The organism is Luteolibacter ambystomatis, assembly GCF_018137965.1.
GTDB lineage: Bacteria > Verrucomicrobiota > Verrucomicrobiia > Verrucomicrobiales > Akkermansiaceae > Luteolibacter > Luteolibacter ambystomatis.
Window position 1 is genome coordinate 1,217,585 of sequence record NZ_CP073100.1, and the last position, 22,939, is coordinate 1,240,523.

Annotated in this window: 23 protein-coding genes and 1 tRNA gene; 17 read left to right on the plus strand and 7 right to left on the minus strand. The window is 61.6% G+C overall.

From position 1 onward, the window contains the following. Nucleotides 1-15: 15 nt before the first annotated feature. Entirely contained in the window at nucleotides 16-462 is a 447-nt protein-coding gene (locus KBB96_RS04690; RefSeq protein WP_211632871.1) for a hypothetical protein, read from the plus strand. A 209-nt stretch (nucleotides 463-671) separates the two neighbouring features. Here KBB96_RS04690 and KBB96_RS04695 read toward each other — a convergent pair whose 3' ends face one another. Together KBB96_RS04695 and KBB96_RS04700 are read right to left on the minus strand one after the other, a co-directional pair. Next, nucleotides 672-1,607, minus strand: coding sequence for a LysR family transcriptional regulator (locus KBB96_RS04695; RefSeq protein WP_211632872.1), 936 nt, complete (start codon nucleotides 1,605-1,607; stop codon nucleotides 672-674). Next, nucleotides 1,597-2,469, minus strand: a complete 873-nt coding sequence (locus KBB96_RS04700; protein ID WP_211632874.1) for a LysR family transcriptional regulator — start codon at nucleotides 2,467-2,469, stop codon at nucleotides 1,597-1,599. Before KBB96_RS04700 ends, KBB96_RS04695 begins: the two co-directional genes overlap by 11 nt. A gap of 149 nt (nucleotides 2,470-2,618) precedes the next feature. Here KBB96_RS04700 and KBB96_RS04705 point away from each other — a divergent pair, with 149 nt between their 5' ends. Together KBB96_RS04705 and KBB96_RS04710 are read left to right on the plus strand one after the other, a co-directional pair. Continuing rightward, complete coding sequence (locus KBB96_RS04705) at nucleotides 2,619-3,425, plus strand: TIM barrel protein (protein WP_211632877.1); 807 nt, start codon at nucleotides 2,619-2,621, stop codon at nucleotides 3,423-3,425. Between the two features lie 47 nt (nucleotides 3,426-3,472). After that, nucleotides 3,473-3,994 carry a hypothetical protein gene (locus KBB96_RS04710; RefSeq protein WP_211632879.1) on the plus strand — a complete coding sequence of 174 codons (522 nt, stop codon included), beginning with the start codon at nucleotides 3,473-3,475 and terminating at the stop codon, nucleotides 3,992-3,994. Between the two features lie 16 nt (nucleotides 3,995-4,010). Here the strand turns inward: KBB96_RS04710 and KBB96_RS04715 are convergent, their stop codons facing one another. Then, the gene (locus KBB96_RS04715; RefSeq protein ID WP_345779484.1) at nucleotides 4,011-4,394 is read right to left on the minus strand and encodes a VOC family protein; all 384 of its coding nucleotides are present in this window, start codon (nucleotides 4,392-4,394) and stop codon (nucleotides 4,011-4,013) included. Next, entirely contained in the window at nucleotides 4,391-6,337 is a 1,947-nt protein-coding gene (gene speA, locus KBB96_RS04720; protein WP_211632884.1) for a biosynthetic arginine decarboxylase, read from the minus strand. Before speA ends, KBB96_RS04715 begins: the two co-directional genes overlap by 4 nt. Nucleotides 6,338-6,444: 107 nt before the next feature. On the opposite strand from speA, the gene KBB96_RS04725 reads away from it, so the two are divergent. Then, nucleotides 6,445-7,302 (plus strand): SPFH domain-containing protein, encoded by an 858-nt coding sequence (locus tag KBB96_RS04725; protein ID WP_211632886.1) that lies wholly within the window; start codon nucleotides 6,445-6,447, stop codon nucleotides 7,300-7,302. Between the two features lie 152 nt (nucleotides 7,303-7,454). Here KBB96_RS04725 and KBB96_RS04730 read toward each other — a convergent pair whose 3' ends face one another. The 3 genes from KBB96_RS04730 to KBB96_RS04740 all read right to left on the minus strand — a co-directional run bounded on the left by KBB96_RS04730 (nucleotide 7,455) and on the right by KBB96_RS04740 (nucleotide 10,379). Beyond that, on the minus strand, nucleotides 7,455-7,823 hold the full coding sequence (locus tag KBB96_RS04730; RefSeq protein WP_211632888.1) for a hypothetical protein: 369 nt from the start codon (nucleotides 7,821-7,823) through the stop codon (nucleotides 7,455-7,457). 12 nt (nucleotides 7,824-7,835) lie between these two features. Next, a complete protein-coding gene (gene nspC / locus KBB96_RS04735) occupies nucleotides 7,836-9,068 on the minus strand; it encodes a carboxynorspermidine decarboxylase (RefSeq protein ID WP_211632889.1) in 1,233 nt (410 codons plus the stop codon). 87 nt (nucleotides 9,069-9,155) lie between these two features. After that, the gene (locus KBB96_RS04740; RefSeq protein ID WP_211632891.1) at nucleotides 9,156-10,379 is read right to left on the minus strand and encodes a saccharopine dehydrogenase family protein; all 1,224 of its coding nucleotides are present in this window, start codon (nucleotides 10,377-10,379) and stop codon (nucleotides 9,156-9,158) included. Between the two features lie 171 nt (nucleotides 10,380-10,550). Between KBB96_RS04740 and gspG the strand changes: the two genes are divergently transcribed. The 13 genes from gspG to KBB96_RS04805 all read left to right on the plus strand — a co-directional run bounded on the left by gspG (nucleotide 10,551) and on the right by KBB96_RS04805 (nucleotide 22,933). Continuing rightward, nucleotides 10,551-10,976, plus strand: a complete 426-nt coding sequence (gene gspG / locus KBB96_RS04745; protein ID WP_211632894.1) for a type II secretion system major pseudopilin GspG — start codon at nucleotides 10,551-10,553, stop codon at nucleotides 10,974-10,976. Further along, a complete protein-coding gene (locus tag KBB96_RS04750) occupies nucleotides 10,954-11,580 on the plus strand; it encodes a pilus assembly FimT family protein (protein WP_226373644.1) in 627 nt (208 codons plus the stop codon). The genes gspG and KBB96_RS04750 overlap by 23 nt, the downstream gene beginning before the upstream one ends. Before the next feature lie 41 nt (nucleotides 11,581-11,621). After that, nucleotides 11,622-11,996, plus strand: coding sequence for a hypothetical protein (locus KBB96_RS04755; protein WP_211632899.1), 375 nt, complete (start codon nucleotides 11,622-11,624; stop codon nucleotides 11,994-11,996). After that, on the plus strand, nucleotides 11,993-12,700 hold the full coding sequence (locus KBB96_RS04760; RefSeq protein WP_211632901.1) for a PulJ/GspJ family protein: 708 nt from the start codon (nucleotides 11,993-11,995) through the stop codon (nucleotides 12,698-12,700). The genes KBB96_RS04755 and KBB96_RS04760 overlap by 4 nt, the downstream gene beginning before the upstream one ends. Before the next feature lie 45 nt (nucleotides 12,701-12,745). Beyond that, a complete protein-coding gene (locus KBB96_RS04765) occupies nucleotides 12,746-13,642 on the plus strand; it encodes a type II secretion system minor pseudopilin (protein WP_211632903.1) in 897 nt (298 codons plus the stop codon). Then, on the plus strand, nucleotides 13,639-14,886 hold the full coding sequence (locus KBB96_RS04770; protein ID WP_211632905.1) for a hypothetical protein: 1,248 nt from the start codon (nucleotides 13,639-13,641) through the stop codon (nucleotides 14,884-14,886). Before KBB96_RS04765 ends, KBB96_RS04770 begins: the two co-directional genes overlap by 4 nt. A 104-nt stretch (nucleotides 14,887-14,990) precedes the next feature. After that, nucleotides 14,991-15,524, plus strand: coding sequence for a hypothetical protein (locus KBB96_RS04775; RefSeq protein WP_211632907.1), 534 nt, complete (start codon nucleotides 14,991-14,993; stop codon nucleotides 15,522-15,524). 4 nt (nucleotides 15,525-15,528) lie between these two features. After that, nucleotides 15,529-16,230 (plus strand): hypothetical protein, encoded by a 702-nt coding sequence (locus KBB96_RS04780; protein WP_211632909.1) that lies wholly within the window; start codon nucleotides 15,529-15,531, stop codon nucleotides 16,228-16,230. Between the two features lie 41 nt (nucleotides 16,231-16,271). Next, on the plus strand, nucleotides 16,272-18,830 hold the full coding sequence (locus tag KBB96_RS04785) for a secretin N-terminal domain-containing protein (protein ID WP_211632912.1): 2,559 nt from the start codon (nucleotides 16,272-16,274) through the stop codon (nucleotides 18,828-18,830). 121 nt (nucleotides 18,831-18,951) lie between these two features. Then, a complete protein-coding gene (locus KBB96_RS04790) occupies nucleotides 18,952-20,352 on the plus strand; it encodes an MBL fold metallo-hydrolase RNA specificity domain-containing protein (protein ID WP_211632915.1) in 1,401 nt (466 codons plus the stop codon). Nucleotides 20,353-20,419: 67 nt separating this feature from the next. Continuing rightward, nucleotides 20,420-20,494: transfer RNA gene (locus tag KBB96_RS04795), tRNA-Val, on the plus strand. 87 nt (nucleotides 20,495-20,581) lie between these two features. Beyond that, nucleotides 20,582-21,013, plus strand: coding sequence for a hypothetical protein (locus tag KBB96_RS04800; protein ID WP_211632918.1), 432 nt, complete (start codon nucleotides 20,582-20,584; stop codon nucleotides 21,011-21,013). A 351-nt stretch (nucleotides 21,014-21,364) separates the two neighbouring features. Then, on the plus strand, nucleotides 21,365-22,933 hold the full coding sequence (locus tag KBB96_RS04805; protein ID WP_211632921.1) for a PLP-dependent transferase: 1,569 nt from the start codon (nucleotides 21,365-21,367) through the stop codon (nucleotides 22,931-22,933). The last annotated feature ends 6 nt before the right edge of the window (nucleotides 22,934-22,939 follow it).

The window sequence follows — 22,939 nt, forward strand, 5'->3', positions numbered from 1 at the left end:
CAAACCAATATCATTATGAAACACATCCTGATCCTCACCGGCCTGATGGCCGGACTCTTCGCCGCACCGCTCCATGCCCACGGCTCTGCCGGCAAGGCTGGTCCGAATGGAGGACGCGTCCTCAAGAACGTGGAACCCCACGCCGAGTTCCTGGTCACGCCGGACAAGAAGGTGCGCATCACCTTCCTCGATGCGGAAGGCAAGGCCACTGTGCAGGAGGGCGCCCAGATCACCGTCACCTCCGGGGATCGTTCCAGCCCGACCAAGCTGACTTTCACCAAGGACGGCAACTCCTACATCTCCGACAAGCCGCTGCCGGAGGGCAAGAACGTGCCGGTGGTGATCCAGATCAAGGCGACCGCCGATGGCAAGTCCGTAACCGAGAAGTTCGGCGCGAATCTTGCCGAGTGCTCCGAGTGCAAGCATCCGGAGTATGCCTGCACCTGCGATCACGCCGAGTAAGGCGGTCCGACGCTGGCCGGCAGCCGTGGGGAAATCCGGCTGCCGGCACTGTCGTCACGAACGGTCGGCCTCGGCCGTCCGGGTTCGTGTTTCTCCTCCCTCTGGGGGCGAACCAGTGACGTGTTGGACAGCGGAGTCATTGTGCCGCAATGGAATTTTCACCACGAGAGGTGGCGGACACCATCCGGTTATAGGGCTATTAGGACACATCAACGAGCCAGCAACCCGCGCCTCGCAAGGTGGCTGGAGATGGCGGCAGCGGTGGCCAGCACATCCTTCGAGGCTTCCTCCGCACGGCAGTAGATGCCGTAGGTGAAGGCCTGGGGAAGAAGGAACTCGAAGGTGCGGACGCTTTCGTAGTGCCGCGCCTCATCGCCGAGACGGGGAATCAGGTCCCCGGGGGCCAGCATCACGCCCAGGCCGGCCTTGCAGGCGGAGGCAGCGGCCTCCTCGGTATCGAAGGCCATGGTGTGGGCGGGCTGGGTGCCGTAGGCCTCATGGCACCAGCGCAGGAAGAATTCGTAGAAGCCCGCCACCACCTTCACGCTCGGCAGCAGCACCGTGGACTTGAGGATCTCCGGGAAGCTGAATTGGTGGGTGTCGAAGGAATGGAAAGTGGGATTCCACGCCACGGTGATGCCGCGTTCCCGCAGCAGCACGGCTTCCTGGATATTGGAATCCAGACCCGCGCGCAGGAACCGGCCGGAGAGCGCGAGATCGAAGCGGTTGGTTTCCAGCGCGGCACCCCAGCGGTCCTGCAGATCGCAGGTCACAACTTTGGTGGACAGGTTCGGCACCCTGCCGGCCGCGAGGTCGGCGATCAGGGTGCGGCCGATGGAGGTGCCATCGCAGGCGAGCAGGACTTCCTTTGTTTCGCGGCGGTTCCAGGTGCGCAGGCCGTCGATGAGTCCGGCATAGCACTGGCAGACCTCATCGGCGCGCGGCATGAAGGCATGGCCGTCGGCGGTGAGTTTCGCTCCGGTGGGTGAACGTTCGAAGAGGACCAGCCCGATCGCGCTTTCCAGCTTGGAGATGGTGAGGCTCACCGCCGGCTGGGAGATGCCCCAGTGCTTCGCGGTTTCGCTGAAGCTGCCGCATCCGGCGAGGTGGCGGAAGACCAGCAGGCTGCGGAGTTCAAATTCCATGGGCGGCGGATTCGAGAAGGGTTTTCAATTCGGAATACGGATGATTCCGGCGGAGGAAGGCACCGTAGCGATGCGAGGGCCAGACGTGGGAGCCCTGGTGGTCGGTGTGGGTATCCGGAGTGAGAAGCAGGGTGCCTGCCGGAATGGTGGCGGGTTTTTCCAGCCAGCTTCTGGCGACGGATGGTGTCAGCAAGGTGCCTCGTCCGGCTCCGGCTTCCTGGAACGCGTCCAACAGGAGTGTCATGGCTTCCGGATCTCCGTTGTCCTCCACCTTCCAGGCGTGTTCGCCGAGCTGGGAGGGCATCGCAAGCTGGACCTCGCCGTCGTGCCCGAGGACTTTCCACGGCACCGCACCGAGATCAACGATGTCGAGCTTGTCGGATGGCGTCATGCCGCAGCCGAGGAAAACGTCACACTCGGCATTGAGCAGGGCCGTACGAAAGCGCCGGTCGTCCAGCATCAGGCAGCAGACACGGAACGAGCAGTGGGTGCGGAAGCGCCGCAGGAAGCCGGTGAACCAGCCGCTTTCGAAAAGCTCCGGCGTTGCGGCCAGGCGCAACACGCGGCCGGTCTGGTGCATGATCGCCACGGCATCCTCCAGTTTCCGCACGCTGCGGGCCAGCGGCCCCATCTGGGCCTGCATCGCATGGGCGAAGGGCGTGGGATTCAGCGTTCCGGCTTCATCGTTTTCAAAGAGAACGCCGCCCAGGACCTGCTCCAACTCCACGCACATCCGCTTGATGTTTCCGCGTGTGCTGTGGAGGTCCAGGGCCGCATTCGCAAAGGAGCGCTCCCGGTAAACGATCCGCAGAACCTCCAACTGGCGGAAGGTGAGGCGGGGGAGAAGTTGATACTGGTCCATGACGGGGGTGCCGCCGGATCAGCGGGCGTTGGTTGGCTATTAGGAAACGTTTCGGAACCAAGTCAACCTGACGTCATTCTCAGGTATGACTTTCTATTTCTAACCCCTTCACGCTGGCCGCGCCACAGGTTCTCGCCCAATCTCCGTGCATGTCCGCTCCATTGCCCGGCCGCACGCCGCACACACCCATCGCCGTGAACATCGAAATGTGGTTCGAGGGCGACTTCGTCTCCCGCATCGAACAGTCCGTCGCACTCGGATTCCCGGCCATCGAACTGTGGACGTGGAAGGACAAGGATTTGCACGCCGGGGCTGCCGTATTGGCGAAGCATGGCATGACCGCCACCCAGTTCACCGCCTGGGGCTTCGGCAAGGAGATCAACGATCCGTCGTTTCCGGTGGAGAAGTTCGTCGCCGAAATCGAAGCATCCTGCGAAGCGGCGAAGATCCTGCCGGGCTGCGACCTGATGACCGTGGTCTGCGGCGACAATGTTCCGGGCCTGACGAAGGAGCAGATGCACGCCGCGGTGGTGGAGAAGCTCAAGGCCGCGGTGCCGGTGCTGGAGAAGTCCGGCAAGACCGTGATCCTGGAACCGATGAACCCCTACAACCATCCTGACCACTGCCTCTACGGCAGCGCGGACGGCATCGCGCTCTGCGAGGCGATCGGCTCGGAGCATGTGAAGCTCAACTGGGATCTCTTCCACATGCAGCGGACCGAGGGCAATCTGATCGACAACCTCCGCAAGGGAGCGAAGTGGATCGGCTACGTCCAGTTCGCCGATAGCCCGGACCGCCATGAGCCCTCGACCGGCGAGGTGAACTACGGTGAGGTCTTCCGGGTGGTGCGGGAGCTCGGCTTGCCGCTGCCGTTGGGTGCCGAGTGCATCCCACAGGACATGGACGCCCGCCGCGCGGCGGAGCGACTCCATGCGGTGGATGCCGCATCCGCCTGAAAGGCGGAAGGGGTGCAACTTTGTCGTGGCAACGAGGTTGCATCTCCATGATCCGAGGGCTCCTATCCGCCGCCGTGGCCGGTTGTTGCGTCTGTCAATCCGTGTTGGCCGACCTGGCTCCGTTGCCTTTGAAGGTGGAGGGCCGCATTGTCGGTACCGGTCTTGATACGGATGGCAAGAAGGGCAAGCAGGTTCAGGAAAAGAAGCTGCGGATCGAACTGACATCACTGAGTCCGAAAGATCCCGGGCCCTTGCAGGTGACTTGCATCTTCTACGCCCGGGACCTGAAGACCGACAAGATGGTGGTGGAGAAGGAGCTGAATCTCGCCACCGCGTTGTCGAAAGGCAGTGTGACGCTTGAAACTCCCATCGAGGATTTCAAATCCAACCAGCAGCACTACGAAGGCGGCGGCACCAAGCCCAATGGCAAGCCGAAGAAGAACGTCAAGAAGGTGGAAGCCAGCGGCCGTGAATACGCGGGGTGGGGGATCCGGGTCTATGGACCGAGCCACGTACTGATCGGCAAGGCCTACAGCGCCGCCTATCTTGATCCGGAGGAAAGCAAGTGACGGAGATTCCTCGCGTTCAAACCGGCTCGCTCACCTCGATCAGGTTTCCGTCCGGATCGCGGAAATAAACCGAGAGGATGGGGCCTCCCGCTCCTGTGCGTGGCACCGGACCTTCGAGGATCGGTACGTTGTGATCCATCAGATCACACACCACGTCCGCGATCGGGCGGTCTGTTAGGAAGCAAAGATCCGCGGAGCCGGGTGTGGGTGCGGCGGCGTGCGGTTCGATGGGTGACGCCGCATCGTGAAGATTGATCTTCTGCCGGCCGAAGTGAAGCGCGGTCCGGCCTGTGCCGAACGTCCGCGCCTCCATGCCCATGACCTGCTCGTAAAAGGCCACCGTGCGCGGGATGTCGCGCACGGTGAGCACGAGGTGATCGAGCGCTTCGATCCGCATCAGCTCTCGAAGTAGGTATAACCGCCGAGCCCCGTGCGGTAGATGTCGAGGATCTCACGGCGTTCCTTCGGCGAGATGCGGCCTTCAACGACCGCTTTCTCCGCGAAGTTGCGGAACTTCGTCACCAGTTCCTTCGGGTCGTATTCCACGTAGGTCAGCACGTCCGCCACGGTATCGCCCTCCACCTCGTGGGTGTAGACCGGCTTGCCGTTCTCCAGATGCACGCCGACGACATTGGTGTCGCCGAGCAGGTTGTGGAGGTCACCAAGGGTTTCCTGATACGCGCCGACGAGGAAGACGGCGACGTAGTAGGGCTCGTCCGGCTTGAAGTCGTGGAGCGGCAGGATCTTGGCGACGTCCTCCTTGTCGATGAAGCGGTCGATCTTGCCATCGCAGTCGCAGGTGATGTCCGCGAGCACCGCGCGGTTCAGCGGACGCTCGTCGAGGCGGTGGATCGGCATCACCGGGAAGATCTGCTCGATCGCCCAGGAGTCGGGCAGCGACTGGAACAAACTGAAGTTGCCGTAGTAGTAGTCGACCAGTGTGGAGGAAAGCTCGCGGAGGTCCTCCGGCACTTCGTCGAGATCGTTGAGGAGCTTCGAGATCTTGGTGAGGATGTGCCAGAACCAGGCTTCGGCCAGGCCTCGCTCGCGCAGGGTGGCGGCACCGTAGAAGAACTGGGCGCGCATCTGGTCGCGGTAGTAGACGGCGTCATTGAAGCACTCCTGGAGGTTCTTCTTGGCGAGCACCTTGTTGACCTCGATCAGGTTGAGGAGGTTCTGCGGCGCGTTTTCCGGAACAGCGGGAGCCTTGTCGGTGGTCTGGGCGCTGGTGACATCGAGGATATTGAAGACGAGCACCGAGTAGTAGGACACCACCGCGCGGCCGGACTCCGAGATCAGGTTCGGGTGGGCCACGCCGGCCTTGTCGCAGATTTGGGCGATGGTTTCCACAACGTCGGCGCAGTATTCCTGCACCGAGTAGTTGCAGGAGGAGTGGAAATTGGTGTGGGAACCGTCGTAGTCGACCGCCATGCCGCCGCCGATGTCGAGTACGCCCATCGGCGCGCCTTCCTTGATCAGGTCGCAGTACATGCGGGTGGCCTCGGTCGCGCCTTCACGGATGGCGGCGATGTTCGGGATCTGGCTGCCCTGATGGTAGTGCAGCATCTTCAGGCAGCCGAGGTAGCCGGAGTCCTTCAGGCGGTCCACGGCCTCGATGACCTGGGCGGCGCTGAGACCGAACACGGACTTGTCGCCGGCGCTTTCACTCCAGTGGCCGGAGCCGCGGGTGGAGAGGCGCACGCGCACGCCGAGGTTCGGCAGAATGCCGAGCTTGCGGGAACGCTCGAGGATCAGGTCCAGCTCGGAGGGCATTTCGAGTACGAGCATCACACGCAGACCCATCTTCTGGGCATTGAGCGCGAGGTCGATGAATTCCTCGTCCTTGTAGCCGTTACAGACCAGATAGGCTTCCGGGTCGTGCATGTGGGCGAGCGCGGCGATCAGTTCGGGCTTCGAGCCGGCTTCGAGACCGTAGTGGAACTGCTTTCCGAATTCGGCGATTTCCTCGATGACCTGGCGCTGCTGGTTGACCTTGATCGGATAGACACCGCGGTAGCTGCCCTTGAAGCCCACGTCCTTGATCGCCTTGCGGAAGGAGCTGTTGATTTCCGCGATGCGGTTGTGCAGCAGGTCGCGGAAGCGGAGGAGGACGGGCAGGTGGGTGCCGCGGTCGCGCAGGCCTTCGATCACCTCATGAAGCGAGATGTCCGCCGTGCCGTTGTCGTCGGTGAGGTTCACCGTCACGTCGCCATGTTTGTTGACGCCGAAGAATCCGTGTCCCCAGTTTTCGATGCCATAGAGTTCGGCGGACTTGGCGGGAGACCAATCCTTGGCAGCCTTGCGCTTGGCGGTTTTCTCGGCGGTGTCGGTCGGAGGAACCATGGCGGGAGGAAAACGCCATTTTCCGGGAAAATAAAGGGGAACTCGCGATGAGGCGGGAATTTCACCGAAGGCTTGTCCCAGCAGGGATTTTCACGGAGAAGGATGCCATGACCGAACGAAAGGCCATCTGTGTCCAAGGGCTGCTGCCATTCCTCCTGCTGATCGCCGCCATCGGGGCCACCGTGGCGACCGGCAAGCATCTGGTGATCCTGCGGGAAGCCCCGTTCCTGATGGTCCTGATCGTCCCCGTGGTGATCCTCTGGCTGAAGGGGCTTTTCATCGTTTCCCCGAACGAGGGCAAGGTGCTGACGTTTTTCGGCAAATACACCGGCACTGTCCGTGAGCCGGGCTTCTGGTTCGCCAATCCCTTCGCCAGCAAGAGCTCCATTTCGCTCAAGGTGAGCAATTTCCAGAGCCCTCAGCTCAAGGTGAACGACGCCCATGGCAATCCGATCGAGATCGCCTGCGTGATCGTCTGGCGGGTGGTGGACACGGCGAAGGCGTTCTTCGACGTGGAGAACTACCAGGCCTTCATCAACATCCAGTGCGAGACCGCGCTGCGCCATCTGGCGAGCCATTTTCCGTATGAGCCGCATCAGGCAGGGGAGCTATCCCTGCGTGGATCCCCGGAGCAGGTGGGGACCACGATGCAGAAGGAACTCCAGGATCGCGTGGGTGCCGCTGGCATCGAAATCATGGAGGCCCAGCTTTCCCATCTCGCCTACAGCCCGGAGATCGCCCAGGCGATGCTGCGCCGCCAGCAGGCCGCCGCCGTGATCGCCGCCCGCCAGCTCATCGTGGATGGCGCGGTCGGGATGGTGGAAGTCGCCCTGCGGAAGCTGGAAAGCGACGGCATCGTCAATCTCGACCAGGCCCAGAAGGCGGTCATGGTGAACAACCTCATGATCTCGCTCGTTTCCGAGTCCCACATGCAGCCGGTGCTGGCGACGGGGAGTGTGAGTTGAAGGAGCGTAAGTTCCCAACTTGCGCCTGGGTGGAGATGATTTCCTCCCGGTGCTTGAACATGCTCCGGGAGGCTGATGACCGAGCATCAGGCATGCGGGTGAGTCCACCCGGCCCGGAGTCTAGCGACTCCGGCTACGATTCTTTCAGGTGTTCAGCACGGATCGGCCGAACGAGCGCCAGCTTGCTGCTGGGTATGCGCGCGGAGGATCGCTTCCAGTTCTTCGATCCGGTTTGCCATGGCGCGCCGCTTGAGAGAGTACCAGAGTAATCCCAAGGTGAAGGACATCCACCCCATCCACGAAACCGCTCGGACGAGCAAGTCGATGTTTTCGGATGAAGGCAGCAGTCGGGAGCCGAAGAGAATGTAGAGAGCGAGCAAGCCTCCGACGATCGCTCCAACGAACATCATCCAAACAGCACCCATGCGCTCCTTCATCAGGAGGATGGTGGCTGTTACTTGGATGGTCGCTGAAACAAGGCCCAAGGCACCCACAAGATAGTTCAGAAGATTCGAGCTCATGATCGTATGCGTTCAGGCCAACCGATCCCGGAAATCCGCGTAGCCGAACTCCCGGATCGTCTCCAAGGTTCCATCGGCCTTTTGCAGCACGATTGCGGGATGCTTCACGCCGTTGAAGGTCGTCGTCTTCACCATCGTGTAGTGCGCCATGTCATCAAAGACGATGACATCGCCGATCGCCAGCGGACGGTGGAATGCGAAATCGCCGGTGACATCCCCCGCCAGACAGGTGGGGCCGCCGATGCGATAGACGAATGCCGCCTGAGGATCGCGCACGCCGGGATCGGCGGACGGTTCATCGGCGGGGTGATAGAACTCGCCTTCAAAGGTGACGGCCGGTTGTGACTCCACCTCCACCGGTGGTTCGTGGCGGTCCACCAGATAGACATCCGGACGATAGGGCATTTCCAACACATCCGGCATGTGCGCGGTGGCGGAGATGTCGAGAATGGCGAGTTTGTGACCGGCGGATTCGAAGACATCCAGCACGGTCGAGCGCAGCACCCCGGTGTGGATCGCAGCAGCCTCACCAGGTTCCAGCCAGACCTCGACGCCGTATCTGGCCTTGGTTTCCTGCACCAGACGGACGAGCAGGGCGCGGTCGTAGAAGGGCTTGGTGATCCAATGGCCTCCGCCCATGTTGAGATACGTGAACTGTTTTGAGCGCAGCAGGTGGCCGAACTTTTCTTCCACCGCGACGAGGGTCTTTTCCAGATCGTCCGAGTTCTGTTCGCAGAGCGTGTGGAAATGCAGGCCGGAGAGTCCGGTCAGGTCCACGCCCTCTAATTGGTCCGCCGTGATGCCGAGGCGCGAGCCCGCCACGCAAGGATCGTAGAGCGGGGTGCTGCCGGTGGAGCACTGTGGATTCACCCGCAGGCCGCAGAGCAGATCACCGCTCTTGAAGCGCGGGTGCGCCATCACGATTTCGCGGAAGCGGAACCACTGCGACAGCGAATTGAAATCGAGGTGATCCGTGAACTCGCACAACTCACGGATGTCATCCTCCGTGTAGCCGGGTGAGTAGGTTACCACATGCTTCCCGAAGTAGTCGCGAGCCAGCAATCCCTCCCACAGGCCGGAGGCGCAGCAGCCATCGAGGTAGGGGCGGATTGCGTCGAAGGCCTTCCAGCAGGAAAAGCCCTTCAATGCGAGCACCAGCTTGCAGCCCGCGGCATCGGCGGTTTCGCGGAGAATGCGCGCATTGCGCTCGAGCGCGGGCAGGGAGATGACGTAGGCGGCGGACACGCGCGCACGTTAGACCCGCTTTAAACCCCGTAAAAGGAAAAGCGCGACTCCCGCGATGAGAGCCGCGCCTTCCAGAAAGAGTGACGATTACGCCACCTGGAACGCCGCCGCCTGCTCTTGTGTCAGCTCGATGAACTGCCACGGCAGGCCGTGTTGATTCAGATCCGCCATGAAGGCATCCGGATCGTACTGCTCCATGTTCCAGACACCCGGCTTGCGCCAGTTGCCTTCCAGCATCTGCTTCGCGCCGATCATCGCCGGGACGCCGGTGGTGTAGGAGATGGCCTGGGAGCCGACTTCGGCGAAGCAGGCCTCGTGGTCGCAGATGTTGTAGATGTAGATCGCCTTCGGCTGGCCGTCCTTCACGCCGGTGATGACGTTGCCGATGCAGGTCTTGCCCTTGGTGGTCTGGCCGAGCTCGCCGGGGTCCGGAAGGACCGCCTTGAGGAACTGAAGCGGGATGATTTCCACGCCCTGGTAAACGACCGGGTCGATGCGGGTCATGCCGACGTTCTGGAGCACTTCGAGGTGCTTGAGGTAGTTCGGCGAGAAGGACATCCAGAACTGGGCGCGCTTGATGGTGGGGATGTGCTTCACGAGGGACTCCAGCTCCTCGTGGTACATGCGGTAGATCTCATAGGTGCCGACACCCTGCGGGCAGGTGAAGGCCTGGTGCTTCGACATCGGGGCGGTTTCGACGAATTCGCCGTCCTCCCAGTGACGGCACTCGGCGGTCACCTCGCGGATGTTGATCTCCGGGTTGAAATTGGTGGCGAAGGCCTTGCCATGGTTGCCGCCGTTCACGTCGATGATGTCCAGGGTGTGGATCTCGTCGAAGTGATGCTTCAGCGCCCAGGCGGTGAAAACGTTGGTCACGCCGGGGTCGAAGCCGGAGCCGAGCAGGGCGGAGCGGCCCGCGGCCAGCCACTTGTCCTGGAGCGCCCACTGCCAGGAGTATTCGAACTTGGCGACGTCCTTCGGCTCGTAGTTGGCAGTGTCCAGGTAGTCCACCCCGGCATCGAGGCAGGCTTCCATGATGGTCAGGTCCTGGTAGGGCAGGGCGACGTTGACGACCAAGGTGGCGCCGGTCTTCCGGATCAGCTCGGCGGTCTGCTTCGGATCATCCGCGTCCACCTGGGCGGTGGCGATGTCCCGGCCGGTGCGCTTTTTCACCTCTGCGGCGATGGCGTCGCACTTCGATTTGGTGCGGGAGGCGAGGGTGATTTCCCCGAAAACCGAGGGAACCATGGCGCATTTGTGGGCGACGACGCTGCCGACGCCCCCGGCGCCGATGAGGAGAACCTTGTTCATGGGATGAGATTTGCGGGCCACAGGGGTGGGAAAATCCGGGCGGCCTTGCAAGGATTTCCCGGGAACTTTCCTGACGCGCATGTAACTTTTACCGGCAACTTTTCCATCGCACGGCGTTTTCATCACTGTAAGGCTGACGCCGCACGGCCCACAGCCCGTCTATTTCAAAGAATGAAAACCACCCGCACACTCCGTTCCGCGGCCCGCCGCGGCTTCACCCTGCTCGAAATGGTCATCGTGCTCGGAATCATCGCCATGATCCTCGGCGGCGCGATCTTCGCGATGAAGGGTATCGGTACCCAGGCCAAGATCACCCAGGTGGACGCCGACATGAAGTCGCTCCAGTCCTCCTTGGAAATGTACAAGATCAACGCTGGCAGTTATCCATCGACGGGTGAGGGTTTCCAAGCCTTGGTGACCCGCCCCGCGAGCGCGAAGCGCTGGGCGAAGAGCCTCGATCAGGTGCCGCTCGATCCCTGGAGAAACCAGTATGGTTACAAGTTCCCGGGCCGCAAGAAGCCGGCGGAATTTGAGATCATCAGCAAGGGGCCGGACGGCGTTGAAGGCACGGAAGATGATATCAGCAACCAAGACTGATCGTTTCGGACGGCCCGTTCGTTCGCCGCGCGATGGCTTCACCTTGCTCGAAATCGTCATGGTGCTGGCCATCGTCGCCATGGTCATCGGCGGTGCGGTGGCCATGATGGTGTACAGCTCTTCGGAGCGCCAACTCCGGCGGGCCTCCGTGGATATCGAAGTGATGGCGAAGCGCGCCCGCACCATCGCCCTGCTCCAGCAGAAGCCGTATGCGATCGTGTTCATGCCGGGGAAAATCCGCCTGATGCCTCTGGCGGAGACCACCGGAGTGGAGGACTCGCTTTCCTCCAGCCGCGGATCAACCCGCTCGTCGCACTCCGCGGAGAAACCATCTGAAGACGACCAGCCGTCCCCATCCGCCGCGGCCCAACAGCCCGTTTACGATGAGATCCCGGTCAATTCCGACATGACCCTGAACGTCCGCCGCTGGGCCAGCGACAAATGGCTGCCCATGGACGAACGGCGTCCCCAGATCTGGCGATTCGATCCGGAAGGCCTTTGCGAGCCCATCAGCGTCCGTCTGGTTTATGAGGAAAGCTGGATCGAAGACACCTTCAATCCCCTGACGGCGTCCATCGCGGACTCCGCTACTGAATTCAAATGAACCCGCGTTCCGGAAAAAACCGTCTTCGCAAGGGATTCCTCATGCTTGAGGTGATCCTGGCGCTGGCTGTTTTTTCGATCGCCGCCACGGGATTCATCGTGGCCATCCGCAAGATGGGAATGGTGGCCCAGCTCGCCCAGAGTGAGATGCGGATCACCCGCATCATGGAGAGCGCCCTGAGCGAGGCGGTTTCGCGGCCGACCATGGAGGAAGGCACCACGTCGCTGAATCTTGTGGAATCCGACACCGAAGTGATCACCAAGATCGAGTCCATGCAGGACCAGCTTCAGAATCAGGACGGTCAGGTCCTGCAGGAAATGTACCTGATCACCGTGACCGCCCATTGGATCGAGAACAACGAACAGCAGGAGCGAACCGCCCGCACCTGGCGGTACTCCCGCATGTATCAACCGTGAATCATCCCGCTCCATACCGCCGTGCCAAGGGCTTCACCATGCTGGAAATGGTGCTGGCACTCATGCTGATGGCCATGGTCATCGGCATGGTTTTCCGTGCTTCCCAAGCGTCGCTGATGCTGGCGAACACGGTGACGGAGTCCCAGAACGAGGAAATGCTGCATCAGGCATTTTTCGATCTCCTGGGCCGGCGTTTTTCCGCCCTGCCGGGTAATACCCGCTTCGACCTCAAGTATGAGGAAGGGAGCCAGATTCTTTCCGACCTTACCCTCCAGAATGTTCCGCTTGGGTTCACCTGGGGAGGACAGGAGCGCATCGCCAAGGCGGTGCAGCTTTCCACCGTGCGCCGCCGGGATGGTTACCTGAATATCGTCCTGCGCTACTATGAGAACGAGATTCTCGAGGGCTCCACCCAGGAGGTGAATGCTTCCACCAGTTCCAACATCGATAACAAGCCGTTCGCGGAAATCGTGCTGCTGGAGGACGTGAACTACTTCGAATGGCAGGTCATGGACGGCCGGACCATGGAGTGGCAGTACGATTGGGACATCCAGGGACGGATGCCGCTGCTGCTTGAGTTGAAGGTGGCCTTCGGGGCCAATGGCCAGGAAATCCGCCACGTGTTCTGGCTCACGCCGAAACAGAATCCGGAAACGCTGATGCGTCAGCTCGGGCAAACTCCAAGACCGACTCCTCCTCAGTAAGTTGAGATGATTTCCCAAATTCCAAAGAGACGCCGCCCGCGCGGTATGGCTCTTCTCGCCGTGATCTGGCTGATCGCGGTGCTTGGGCTGGCGTGCATGGCGGCGCTCCGGGTGGTGAGCTTTGATATGGATGTCGCCGCCGCGAAGATCCATGGCTTCGAGGCGAAACAACTTGCCGAGATGGGCGTCGCGGTTGCTTCCAATCCGGCGGTGAAGCCCAGCGATCCCATCCTCCACCACACGGAGGAGGGGGGGGAGGGCTACGATGTCAAAATCACCTCGGAGGGAGCGCGTTTCAACATCAACGCCATCATCCTGCGGGACGACAAGGCGCTGCTGCGCAAGATGTTCACCGACTGGGGTTTGGAAATGGAAGAAGCCCAGGATGTGAGCGATGCCCTGTCCGACTGGATCGACGGTGATGACGAAGTCGCCCTCAACGGTGCCGAGAAGGACTGGTATCTGGAGCAAGGGCGTATCAATCAGCCTTTCAATCATCCGTTTTACAGTCTTGATGAGGTCCGCTTGGTGCGTGGCATGGACCGGGTGGAAGCGGTGAAGCCGGATTGGCGGAATTGGTTCACGATCTGGAGCGGTGGCGCTCTGGACCTGAACGAAGCATCCGCCGAGCTCATCGCCGCAGCGGCCGAGGTGCCGGTGGAAACCGCTGACCAAGTGGTGGAGCGGGTTCGTGGCTCGGATGGCATCCGCTACACGGATGACGATGTTCCTTTCCAAAACGCCTCCGAGGCGCTTGCCTTGCTGGGCGTTGATAGCAATGGCCGTCCGGACATCGTCCAGCGTTTCACCGTCAATGACTCCACCGTCCGGATCGAGAGCATCGGTCATGGCGAAGGCTCCACCCGCAAGATTTCCTTGATTCTCCGCAACCGCACCGGCCGCCCGGCCATTCTAGAACGATCTGAAGAAGTGATTCCGTGAGCAAACAGTCCGACAACGTGATGCTGGTCCCCGGTGAGTCCGGGTGGGAAATTTGGTCGGGCTCGTCCGCCACAGGGTTCACCTTGCTGTCCGCCACGGGAACCTCCCGGGCGTCGGATATCACCGGGCTGCCGTCGGGTGATCTGACCATGCTTTTCCCGGTGCGCGCGATCACCGCGCTGCCCCTGAAGGTGACTTCCGAGGATCCGTCCCTCATCGGTGACATGGCCGTCATGTATGCCGAGCGGCAGGGCTTGCGTCCCGATCCCATGGCCGGACAATTGACCGACCAGTTCATCGTCAGTCAGGAAGGGGATCAGACCACTTTGCTTTCCGCGGTCCTGCGGCCTCCCGGTGAGGGTGAAATGCCACCGCGTGGGCCCAAGGAATTCGATCTCTCCGCGCGTGCCCTGCCTTACCAAGGGGATTCCCTGGTGGTTTGGAAGGAATTCGACCGCTGGGTGTTTGCGGTCTCGAAGGGCGGGAAGCTGCTTTACTGCCAGGCCACGGCTGTGGACGCGCCGAATCCGGATGAATCGTTCGTCCGGGAGGTGCGTCTCTCGTTGATCCAGTTGTCCCTCCAAGGCTTGGATTGTAATCCGGCACGGGTCGTGGTCTACGCGAATGCCGGTGCGGATGGCGCCGCGCTTTCCAGCCTGTTCGGCCCCGGAGTGATCGTGCAGCCGAAGCCGGCACCGGTGCTTCCGGAGCCCCACAGCAAGTTGCTGCCCGCGGATGTGCGTGCGGCGCGCCGGCAGGCGGTCCGCCGCCAGCAAACCATCGCCGCCGTGGCTTTGATCGCCCTGCTCTATCTCGGCGGTCTCGGCTGGGTCGGCTACAGCTACTGGAAGGACAGCCGCACCATCAAGCGCCTGCGGGCTGCGGCCAGCGAGGTGGGGCCGGAGCGCGAGGCCTACCAGCAGCACATCGCAAAGTGGGACGAACTCGCCCCCGTGGTGGACATCAACAAGTCGCCCGTCGAGCTCATGTACCGGGTGGCGACGGCGATTCCCGGAAACGGCGGCGTTCGTTTGAAGGATGCCGACATCGATGGCACGGAAATCAAGCTGCGGGGCCAGGGACAGCAGCCGGCCCCGATCAAGCAGTTCGATCTGGCTCTCCGGAAAAGCGATCAATTGGCGGGGTTCACCTGGGTGAACCAGGAGCCCACCCAGGACAACAAAGTGGGGTGGACCTTCAATTTCACCGGCAGTGCGCCCGGCGCGACAGGCACAAAACCCTGATTTGTCACCCGATAAACCGACAAATCGTTTCGCGGGCGGGTTTCTTTTTTCGTTCCGACCGGATTGGAACCGCCCGATTTTCCTGATCCACGCTATTTTTCCTCATGTCCTCCAACGAAAAGCGCCTGCTCGCCATTCTCGGCATCGGCGGATTCATTCTGATCAACATTCTGGGCTTTGTGAAAATCAAGCAGTTCCGCGCCCAGCTGGTGGCGGACGAAGCCAAGGCCCGGAGTGAATACAACATGGCCAAGCTGGCCTTGGAGATGCGCGATCAGGTCGCCGGGGAGATGGACTGGCTCTCCCAGTATGAGCCGAAGCCCCAGGAGGAGCAGGATGTGCAATCCGCCCTCCAGCAACTGGTGGAGCGTGAGGCGACTTCCCGCGGGCTGACGATCAAGTCCCAGAAGTTGTTGCCCACGGACACCAATCAGAAACATTACCACCGTGCGAAGGTTGAATTCAAAGTCTCCGGCACGGAAGAGAATCTCTACAAGTGGATCGGCCGGCTCCAGATTCCCAGTGAGTTCCGGGCCGTGACGAAGATCAGGCTGGTGCCTGAAACCTCCGACGATACCCGGATCGAAGCCGTTCTCACCATCGAGCAATGGTTCGTTGCTCCAACCTCGAACATTTGAGGCCATGAAAACATCACGACTTTCCATTTTCCTGATGTCCCTCCTGTGCGTCCCCACCGTCTTCGCGGCAGGACCGGTGGAGAAAAGGTCGGACACCTATTACAGCCGTCTTTGGACCAATTCGCCGTTCACGACGAAGCCGCCTCCACCGGACCAAGGACCTATCCATGATCCTTTCGAGGACTACGCGTTGAGCGCCGTGATGCCGCTTCCCCGGGGAGGTTACATGGTGGTGATCCAGAACAAAAAGAAGCCGGACGACCGCGTTACGATCCTGCCGGACCAACCCTCCGACTTCAAGGTCATGGAGGTGAAAACCGGCGACGGCAAACCGCGCTCCACGACGGTCAAGTTGTCCAGCGGATCGAAGACCGGCACGGTTTCTTTCGATGAGAAGCTTTTGGTCATCAGGCAGGTGGCTCCGAAAAATCCCGGAGCCCCGGGTGGCCCCGGCAACCCGAACAATCCGGGTGGCGTGGCGGTGCCCGGCGCACCCGGTGCTCCAAACGTAGTCAACAATCCTATCCCCAGCGGTAATCCCGGAGCTCCAGTGGCCCCGGGCGTGACCCATTCGGGTGGTGGGCTCCCCGGCGGGCCATCCGCCACGGGTACCGGTACTGCCAATACCGCCAACAGCGGCGGTGTCCGCCCGCCTCGTCCCCGTGTCATCCCCAGCCAAGGCGGGGGTGGTGCGGGCCGCCGCTGAATTTTTCCCACCACTTTCCATCCCCACGTTTTTTGCCTCACATGCACGCCATACGTCGTCTCGTCCCTCTCGGCCTGATCGCGCTTTCCAGCGCGTTTGCCCAGGAAAATCCCGAGCAAGTGCCACCCATCCCGCCGAATGTTCCGGTCCCGGGTAATGCGGCAGGTCCCACTCAGAATCCGGCCGCCCCGGCTCCGGGCGGAAACCGTGCTCCGGGTGCCAACCGGCTTCCTGCTCCGGGAGCCCAGGCGAATCAGGACAACATCCCGCTGGAAGATCGGAAACTGGTCGAGACCATCAACGGTGCGAAGGTTACCGGTGCCGAACTGGCGGACTATTATCACGAATACACGGGACGCCGGGTGGTGGTGTCCGTAGCCGCTTCCCAGGCGGAGTTTTCCTTCATCCTTCAGGCCAGCCCCAAGGATCCGCTGACCTTCAAGAAGGCTGCGGATCTGCTCAAGATGGCTGCGCTGACCGAGGGTTTCGTTTTCGTGCCGGCAGGTGAAGGCGTGGACCGCCTCTTGTTCTCTGGGAATCCCTCGAACAACCCGAAGGGGTTGGTGGGGGTGTTCAACGAGCACGACGTGCTGCCGGAGGAGGATCTGGTCGTCGCCTATGTGATGAATTTCCAGTATCTCAAACCGGAGCAGGCGAAGACGATCTTCGATGGCGTGGTCGGGCAGTCTACGGGAAATTACAGCTCGGTGGTTCCCGTCGCCAACGCCTCCGCCTTGGTCATCACCGACAATATTTCCGTCATTCGCAAGCTGATCCAGCTCAAGGAGGAGATCGACAAACCGTCCGGCGATCTCAAATCCAAGTTCATCAAGGTACAGTATGCGGATGTGACCGAACTGGCCCAGACCCTGAACGAAATCTTCAGTGCCCAGGCTCAGACGCAACGCACCGCAGGCATCCAACAGGCAGTTCCACAGCCGGCTCCCGGCGGTGCTCCAGGGCAGGTTGGCAACCGCACATCTTCCGCTGGTGAGGAGATTCCGCCACAGATCGTGCCGGACGCCCGTACCAATCGTATTTTCATCCGGGCCAGTGCGGTGGATCTGGCGATGGTCGAGCAACTTGTGAAGGACTTCGACACCAAGACGGATGACCGCAATTTCCTTCGTCGCAAGCTTCGCTTCCTGACTGCGGGGGATTTCCTTGGCATCGCCGGAGACGCTCTGACCCGCGCCTTCACCGGCACTGGCTCGGGCGGCAGCGGCGGTGCAGGCGCCGGTTCCACTGGTGCCAATTTCGGCGGCGGCGGTGGTGGCAACCGCTCTTCGGGCGGTGGCACACGCACCAACAACTCGGGTGCAAGCGGTCGCAATTCCATGGGCACCTCGGCTTCCAGTGGCGGTTCCTTTGGTTCCGGCGGCAGCTCGTTTGGCTCGGGCGGCGGCAGTGGTTCGGGTTCCGGCAGTGGCGGTGGTCTTGGTAGCAGTTCGGTGTCCGAGCCGAATGTTTCGACCGCTCCGCAGTCGCTCCTCGTCGGCCGCACCCTGCTGGTCGCGGACAATATCACCAACTCCATCATCGTGCAGGGCCCGCCGGCCAGTGTGGAGGTGATCGAGAAGCTCCTCGACCAGGTGGACGTGAAGGCGGATCAGGTCATGATCTCCACCGTCTTCGGCCAGCTTACGGTCAACGACGACCTCAACTACGGTGTCGATTTCCTGAAGACCTTCGGTAACAAGAAGACGGGTGTCGCGGGTGGCAGCACTCCAGTTGCGGGTGATGATAGTCCTTCCGTGCCGATCAATCCGGCCACACTGCTCACCCCCGCGAACTTCCCGGCGAGCAACGGCCTGAACATCTATGGTACCATCGGCCGATCCTACAGTATCTATCTGAGCGCTCTCCAGGCGACGGGCAACTTTACGGTCCTCTCCCGTCCGAGCATCTACACGGCCAACAACAAGAAGGGCCTGATCTCGTCCGGCCAGCAGATCGCCGTGCCGACCAACACCTACAACAACACCGGCAGCGGTGGCACCACCGGCGGTCTCCAGACCAACATCGAATACAAGGACGTGGTGCTGAAGCTGGAAGTCGTCCCGCTCATCAATTCCGCGGATGAGATCACCCTCCAGATCGCTCTCATCAGCGATGAAGTCGGTGCGAACCAGACCGTGGGCGAGTTGACCGTGCCGACCATCATCACCCGTGAGATGACCACCACGGTGACGGTGCCGAACAACCAGACGGTGGTGCTGGGCGGCCTCATCATCTCCCGCGATCGTGACAGCGTGAGCGGTATTCCGATCCTTAGCAGAATTCCCGGCCTCGGAAAACTCTTCTCCAGCACCTCCAAGGAAAAGGAGAAGTCCGAACTGCTCATCTTCATGCAGCCGTCCATCGTCCGTGCCGACAAGCAGCTCGATGCCGTGCAGACCGACATGGACCGCCGTTACAGCCTCTCTCCGGACCTCCGCAACTTCGGCGATGGCCCGGGCTCGATTCCGCCGCCCGATGGCATCGTGCCGGTGACCGAGAAATATTCGAAGGGCACCAAGAAGGCCGCCACCTCCGACTACGACGCCCCTGCCAAGCGGACCTCCACCAGCGGCACCAAGGCCTTCCGCCGTCCGCGCTGAACCGGAACCGACCTTATCTTTCCACGGCCACCTGGCATCCCGCCGGGTGGCCGTTTTGTATTTCAGGAGGCACGGATTTGATTCGCATTCCGGAGCATCCGGGGCTATGTCTAACAAACCGATGAAACTGCGATTCTGCGGCGCGGCCGGCACGACGACAGGTTCCCAGCATCTGCTGGAAGTGAATGGAAAGCGCATCCTGCTCGATTGCGGATTGTATCAAGGCAGCCGCAAGCATGCCTATGACGTGAACTGTTGCTTCCCCTACTTCGAACCATCATCGATCGATGCGGTCATTCTCTCCCACGCGCACATCGACCATTCAGGCAACCTGCCGAATCTCAGCCGCAAGGGCTTCACCGGAAACATCTACTCCACCGATGGCACCCGCGACCTGTGCCAGATCATGCTCGCGGACTCCGCCCACATCCAGCAGGGGGACATCGAGTGGCTGAACAAGCACCGCCTTCGCGAAGGCCTGCCGCCGGTTGAGCCGCTGTACTCCCAGCAGGATGCCGAGCACTGTCTCCGCCAGTTCGTGACGGTCAGCTACGATCGCCCGATGTATGTTTGCGATGGCGTCAAGGTCACCTTCATCGATGCGGGCCACATTCTCGGCAGCGCCCAGGTGTTGCTGGAGATCGAGGACAAGGCGGACGGACGCCGGAAGCGCTTCCTGTTTTCCGGGGACGTGGGCAGGGGAGGGAATGAAGTGCTGCGTGATCCGGTGCCGGTGCCGGATGTGGACTTCGTGCTCATGGAGAGCACGTATGGTGGTCGTGAGCACGAGGCTCCGCCGGGAGAGAGCGAATACTTCGCGAGGCTCATTCACGAAGCCTTGGAACGCGGCGGGAAGATCCTCATCCCGGCCTTCGCGGTCGAGCGAACCCAGCAGATCCTCTTCATGCTCCACGAGTTGTTCACGGACGGAAGGATCCCGGACATGCCGGTTTACGTGGACAGTCCGCTGGCGGTCAGCGCCACCGAGATCTACCGCCTGCACCCGGAGTGTTTCAACGAGACGGTGTATGAAACCCTCTTCGAGAAGCAGAATCCTTTCGGGTTCGAGAACCTCACTCTGGTCCGCAGTGTGAAGGGTTCGATGGAGCTGAACGAAATCGACGGCCGTGCGATCATCATCGCCGCGTCCGGAATGTGCGAGGCGGGGCGCATTCTCCATCACCTCAAGAACAACATTGGCGATCCCCGCACCACCGTCCTGTTTGTCGGCTACTGCGCGGACCACACGCTGGGCCGCCGCATCCGGGATGGCGAGAAGGAGGTGCCTATTTTGGGAAGCCGCTATCGGGTCCGCGCGAAGATCGAAGCGGTGGATTCCTTTTCCGGTCACGCGGATCATTCGGAGTTGCTCGATTGGTTTGCCCGGACGGGCGGACCAAAGGAAAAAGTCTGGCTGGTGCATGGGGAGCCGGATCATGCCGAGGCCTTGCGCGAAGCCTTGGCCGCCAGGCACTCGGGCACGGTGGAGGTCGCCAGACTGGGGGAGACGGTGGATTTCTGACGCAAAAATGCAGCGAAATGCTTGCCAAGCCGGATTGCGGGCGTTAACCATCCCGCCCGGCCCGAAAGCGCGGTTAGCTCAGTGGTAGAGCACATCGTTCACACCGATGGGGTCGCAGGTTCGAACCCTGCACCGCGCACCATTTCCTGTCCTTGAGGACGGTTGAACGTGGAAGAAGCAGGCTGCTTTGTAATGGTTCGCCTACCGCCACTCTGATAGATGAATGGCCATGGATGATCTTGGGGTCATTCTTATTCTATTGGCTCATCTGGTGGTGCTCGTGTGGATGCAAATCCGTATCGAGCGCGATCTCGGAGAAGCGCTCGGACATCGCCGCGGATGGGGATGGCCGGGATTCGGACGCGGTGCCGTCGGCGCTTTGGCGGCCATCAATCGCGGACGTGCCATTCGTGTGGAAGTGTGTCCGCTTTGCCATCGGAGGAAGGTGGCAGGAGTGGCCCGTTGCTTCTGCGGCGCTCCTTATGTCGATGCCGCGGATCCTGCCATTGTGGTGGAACTCCGCAAGAGATGTGCGGCGGCGCAACAGGCGAGAAGGGAACGCTCGGTAACGAAACGGATGGCGCATGTGATTCCCCGGTCACCGGATGCTCCTTTGGCGACCGCATCGCCGCAGTTGTCATCACGCACTCAATCAAAATGACGATGCGTGTGGAATCTGACACCCAACGATATGCCAGTTCCCGAAGGATTCCCTTTCGGTCAGGTCGGCATGGGATTGGGACTTGCGTCCGGATGGGGGCGTGTCAGAGTCCGCGCGTCGGCCACCCTCCGCGGGAGGGATTCACCGGAGGAGGCCGACCGGGGATCATTCCCGGTGCTCCACCCTTGATGATTCCGCCATCCATTACTGCCGTTTCGGCAAACCCATCAGGTCGGGATATCCAGTGGATCCGGACCGATGACATCGGCCGGGAAACTTGCCCCGGTTCTGTATCAAACGCGACCAGCCGACCTTTTCCGAAGAAGGATTCCCGACCGACCAAGGCCCTGCATGAGCGACGCCGATTCTGATCTATCCACTACCGTCTCGTCCGCGACCGAGCGCGTCCGTCTGGCGCATCGCGCCGGCACCAGCCACGACAATCGTGAACCGCGTGACCTGATGGCGGACCCGGCGTGGACCGAGGAGGATCTCGGCGTGCCGCTGCCGGATTCCGCGCATGCCTGTTCCGTTTGTCTGCCCACGTGGGACGCCGTGGTGGGATACGAGGAAGGCCGTGAAAAGGTGACCCGCCGCATGCGCGCGGGCTATCCACGCTTTTTCAAGCACCCGCAGGTCGAACGCCTTTTCGCATCGGCCAAGTCCGAGATCGCTCTGGAGGACGAGCATGTCGTGGTGCTGCCCACGCGTGGTGCGGTCCAGCGCGCGCAGCGTTGGGTGGAACGCCGTGCGGAAACTGCTGTCCGCATCGCCAGCCTCAGCGGCCTGCAGGCTCTGGTGGTGCCCGCGAAGGCGAAGCAGGATGCGGATCTCTACTGGCGTTTCTCCGGCGAGGTCGTGAGCAGCCGTCAGGCCCAGGATTTCCTGGAGAACAATCTGCGTGAGGGATCGAAATCCCATCTCATCGCCCGCCGCATCGCGAAACTGGCCGGGGCGGAGCCGGAGGATTCATTTATCTTCTCCAGCGGCATGGCGGCCGTGACCGCCGTGCTGCGTGCCCTGCCCGGAGTGAAGGAGGGCAAGAAGACCCTGCAACTAGAGTTCCCGTACGTCGATTGCCTGAAGATCCAGGAACTTTTCGGCAACGGCGTGGTGTATCTCAACGACGCCACCGGCGAATCCTTCGATGAAGCCCTCCAGCGCATCCGCCAGGGTGAGTTCGCGGGCGTCTTCACCGAGGCGCCAAGCAATCCTCTCCTGCACACCGCGGACCTCGCGCGCCTTGCCGCCGCTTGTGCGGAAGGTTCCACTCCATTCATCATCGATGATTCCGCGGGAGGTCCTGCGAACGTCAATGCGCTGCGTTTCGCCGATGTGGTCACCGGCAGCCTGACGAAGTGGCTCTCCGGCATGGGCGATGTGATGGCGGGTGCCGCCACCGTGCGAACGGATTCACCGCACGCGAACGCGTTCCGCGAGTTCCTTGCCATCGAGTCCACCGAGACCGCTCCGCTTTACATCGGTGATGCGGAAGTGCTGCTTTCCAACCTCAAGGGCTACGAGGATCGCATGAAGACGGTCAACGCCAATGGCAGCGAGCTCGCCGCGTGGTTGGCTGCTCATCCCGCCGTGGAAACCGTGTGGCATCCATCGCTGGGGGATACCACGAACTATGACGCCGTGAAGGCAAAAGGCGGTGGTTACGGCGGCCTTCTGTCCTTCGTGCTCAAGAACCAGAAGCGGACGCCGAAGGTTTTCGACAGCCTCAGGGTTTGCAAGGGCCCCAGCTTCGGCACCCTCTTCACGCTGGCCTGCCCCTACACGTTGCTCGCACACTACCATGAGCTGGAGTGGACCGAGGACTGTGGCGTCCCGGCGAACCTGCTGCGTGTCTCCGCCGGCCTCGAGTCGTTCGAGACCATACGCACAGCCTTCGAGGAAGCGCTTGAGCACGCCTGAACTACC